This is a genomic window from Streptomyces sp. NPDC059224 (assembly GCF_042754285.1).
Taxonomy (GTDB): Bacteria; Actinomycetota; Actinomycetes; order Streptomycetales; family Streptomycetaceae; genus Streptomyces.
Genome location: NZ_JBHZAN010000087.1, coordinates 1 through 4216, shown reverse-complemented (window position 1 = coordinate 4216; position 4216 = coordinate 1). Strand labels below are relative to the sequence as shown.

At 73.6% G+C, this 4216-nt stretch carries 2 pseudogenes; both read right to left on the bottom strand.

The features are described from left to right. Positions 1-1920 (bottom strand): annotated as a pseudogene (locus tag ACFXI4_RS44410) (beta-ketoacyl synthase N-terminal-like domain-containing protein); the annotation flags it as partial. A 340-nt stretch (positions 1921-2260) separates the two neighbouring features. After that, positions 2261-4204 (bottom strand): annotated as a pseudogene (locus tag ACFXI4_RS44405) (SDR family oxidoreductase); the annotation flags it as partial. Positions 4205-4216 lie beyond the last annotated feature (12 nt).

Below are 4216 nucleotides of genomic sequence, written 5' to 3'. Positions count from 1 at the left end.
GGAAAGCACGAACTCACGCAACCGCACCGCCTGCCCCCGCAACGCCTCGACAGAACGACCAGACACCAACACCGGCACCGGCAACACCGGCACCGCCGTCACCGTCGGCTCGACGACCGGCGCCTGCTCCACGATCACGTGCGCATTGGTCCCGCTCACCCCGAACGCCGACACCGCGGCCCGACGCACCTCCGTCTCCGGCCAGGGACGGGATTCGGCGAGGAGTTCCAGCGGACCGCCGGCCCAGTCGACGTGCGGGGTGGGTTCGTCGGCGTGCAGGGTCCGGGGCAGCACCCCGTGGCGTATCGCCTCGACCACTTTGATCACCCCGGCCACTCCGGCGGCCGCCTGCGTGTGCCCGATGTTCGACTTCACCGACCCCAGCCACAACGGCCGGTCACGATCGGCGCCGTAGACACCGTGCAGGGCCTGCGCCTCGATGGGGTCGCCGAGCGAGGTGCCGGTGCCGTGCGCCTCCACCACGTCGACGTCGCCGGGCGACAGTGCCGCGTCGGTCAGCGCTTCGACGATGACGCGGCGCTGTGCCTGGCCGTTGGGGGCGGTGAGGCCGTTGGACGCGCCGTCCTGGTTGACCGCGGAGCCGCGGATGACCGCGAGGACCGGGTGGTTGTTGCGCTGTGCGTCGGACAGCCGCTCCAGCAGCAGCATGCCCACGCCCTCGGACCAGCCGGTGCCGTCGGCGTCGGCGGAGAACGCCTTGCAGCGGCCGTCGGCGGCCAGGCCGCCGAGCCGGTCGAACTCCACGTAGGTGCCGGGGGTGGACATGATGGTCACGCCGCCGGCCAGGGCCAGCGTGGTCTCCCCCGAGCGCAGGGACTGTACCGCCAGGTGCAGGGTGACCAGGGAGGAGGAGCAGGCGGTGTCCACGGTGACGGCGGGGCCTTCGAATCCGAAGGTGTAGGCGACCCGGCCGGTGGCGATGCTGGCCGCGTTGCCGTTGCCGATGAAACCTTGCAGTTCCTCGGGTACGTCGTCCATCAGCGTCGCGTAGTCGTGGTACATCACGCCGGCGAAGACGCCGGTGCGGCTGCCGCGGGCGGTGAGCGGGTCGATGCCGGCACGTTCGAACGCCTCCCAGGAGGTTTCCAGGAGCAGCCGCTGCTGCGGGTCCATCGCCAGTGCCTCGCGCGGGGAGATCCCGAAGAACCCCGGGTCGAAGTCCCCGGCGCCGTCGACGAACCCGCCGAGCCCGACCGGCAGTCCGGCCAGGTCCCAGCCACGGTCGGTGGGGAACCCGGAGATCCCGTCGCGGCCCGCCGCGAGCATCTCCCACAGTTGTTCGGGGGTGCCGACGCCACCGGGGTAGCGGCAGGCCATGCCGACGATCGCGATGGGCTCGCGCCGGGCCTGCTCGATCTCGGCGAGCCTGCGCTGCGCGGTCTGTGCCTCGGTCAGCGCACGCCGGAGATAGTCCCGGAGCTTGTCCTCGTTAGCCACGCGGTTCCCTTCCTCACTCTTGGTCGGCGCCGAGGCCGTCGACCAGACCGAACAGTTCGTCGTCGGAGGCCGACGACAGGTCGTGCTCCGGTGCGGCCCCGGACTGCTCCTCGCCGCCGTACTTCGCGAGCAGCGCGGTGAGCCGCATGCGCAGCTTCGCCGCGTCCACGGCGCCGGGATCGGCACCGGCCAGCGCTGCTTCGAGCTGGTCGAGCCCGGCGAGCGGGGAGCCGGCCCGTGCGCCGTCGGCCGCGGGCATGGAGGTGTGCAGGTGTGCGGCCAGTGCCACCGGGGTGGCGTACTCGAACACCACTGCGGCGGGCAGCCGGACGCCGGTGGTCTCGGACAGCCGGTTGCGCAGCTCCACCGCGGCCAGCGAGTCGACGCCGAGTTCGGCGAAGGTGCGGTGCTCGGCCACCGCTGCCGGTGAGTCGTAGGCCAGCACCCTGGCCGCTTCGGCACGGACCAGCTCCAGGAGCGCCTTGTCGCGGTCGGGTCCGGACAGTGCGGCAGGCAGGACGGCGGGCGCGGAGCGGGTGCCGGTGGCCGCGGCGGGGCTCGTGACGGAGGTTTCCCGGACCAGACCGCGCAGGACTGCCGGTACCGGGCGGCCGGTGCGCAGGGCCGTCCGGTCCAGACGCATCGGGACGAGTACGGGTTCGTCGACGGCTCGCGCGAGGTCGAACAGCTCGATCGCCTCGGGTGTGGTCAGCGGCCGCAGCCCGGCACGGGCGATGCGGGCCAGGTCGGCACCGGACAGTTCGCCGGTGATGCCGCTGCCGTCGCGCTGCTCCCACAGTCCCCAGGCCAGCGAGGTGGCCGGGAGCCCGGCGGCGTGCCTGGCCCTGGCCAGCGCGTCCAGTGCGGCGTTGGCGGCGGAGTAGGCGCTCTGCCCGGCCGCGCCGAGCACTCCGGCGGAGGAGGAGAACAGCACGAAGTCGGTCAGTTCGCGGTCGCGGGTCAGCTCGTCCAGCCAGCGCGCGCCCAGCACCTTCGGCGCGAGCACCGCCGCCAGCCGCTCCTCGGTGAGGCCGGTGACCAGACCGTCGTCCACCACCCCGGCCGCGTGCACCACGGCCGTCACCGGATGCCCGGCCAGCAACGCGGCCACCGCCTCCCGCTCGGCCACGTCACACGCCACCACCGACACCACCGCACCCAGCTCCCGCAGCTCGGCGGCCAGTTCGGCCGCGCCCGGGGTGTCCGGGCCCCGACGGCCGGTGAGCACGAGTTCGCGCACTCCGCAGTCGCCGGCCAGATGACGGGCGAGGGCCGCACCGAGCGCGCCCAGTCCCCCGGTGATCAGCACCGGCCCGCCCGGGTCCCAGGCGGCGCCGTCCCGGTCGGTGATCCGGGACATCGGGACATGGGCCAGGCGGGGCACCAGCGGCGTGCCCTCGCGCACCACCAGTTGTCCGCCGGGTACGTTCCACGCGGCGGCGGCGACGGCATCGCCGGTGTCCTCCGGGTCCTCGACGTCCGCCAGCAGGAACCGGTCCGGGTGCTCCTGCTGCACCGAGCGCAGCAGACCCCAGACCGCCGCAGCCGCCGGATCGGACCGGGCGTTCCGGGTCCGCAGTGCCAGCCGGGAGCGGGCGAAACGGTCCTCGGCCAGCCAGGTGTGGACCGCGCCCAGCACCCGGCCGGCCGCGGCCACCGGATCGGTCTCGTCCCCGGCCGCCAGCACCACCACCTCGGGCAGTTCCCCGTCCGCCAGTTCGGCGAGTTCGGCCAGTTCAGCGCAGTGCAGCACGGTCGGCTCCGGGCCGCCTGGCAGGGTGGCGGGGACCAACTCCTCGGCGTACAGCGATTCATGGTGGCCGAGCTGTTCGGCCGAGATCGGCCGCACGGCGAGGGACTCCACCACTGCGACCGGGGCGCCCGTGGCATCGGACAGCTCGATCCTGGCCGCCTCTGCGGCGATCGGAGAGATCCGCACCCTGAGTGCGGACGCCCCGCTGCGACGCAGCGCGATCCCGTTCCAGGCGAACGGCAGCAAGGTGCGGTCGCCCTCGTCCTCGTGCAGATAGCGCAAGGCGTGCAGCGATGCGTCCAGCAGGGCCGGATGCAGCCCGTAGCGGCCGGCGTCGGTCAGCTCGGGCAGCTCGATGTCGGCGAGGATCTCCGCACCGCTCCGCCAGGCAGCGCGCAGTCCCTGGAACGCCGGGCCGTACTCGAGCCCGGTGGCGGCGAACTCGGTGTACGCCGAACCGACGTCCAGCGCGATCGCGCCCGGCGGCGGCCAGGCAGCCGGTGCGTCCAGCGGCTCTGCCGAGACCGAGCCGAGTACGGCACGGGCGTAGCAGGTCCACGGGGTGCCGTCCTCGGCCGGTCGGGCGTGCACGGTCAACGGCCGCTCTCCCCGCACGCCCCGAGCACCGACCCTCATCTGCACCTCGACCGCACCGTCCCCGGGCAGCACCAGAGGTGCCTGGAGGGTCAGTTCGGCGACCTCGCCGGCACCGGTCGCGGCGGCGGCGTGCAGAGCCAGCTCGGCGAACACGCTGCCGGGCACGACGGTCGCGCCGAGCACGGTGTGCTCCCCCAGCCAGGGCTGCGCCCGGGTAGCGAGCTGCCCGCTCAGCAGGAACCCGTCCTCCTCGGCGAACTCCACCACCGCGTCCAGCAGCGGATAGCCGCTCCGGCGCGATGGTTCGACGCCGTCCAGCCAGTAGCGGCGGTGTTGGAAGGCGTAGGTGGGCAGATCGACCGGCGCCGCGGCAGGCAGATACGACGCCCAGTCCACACCACCACCATG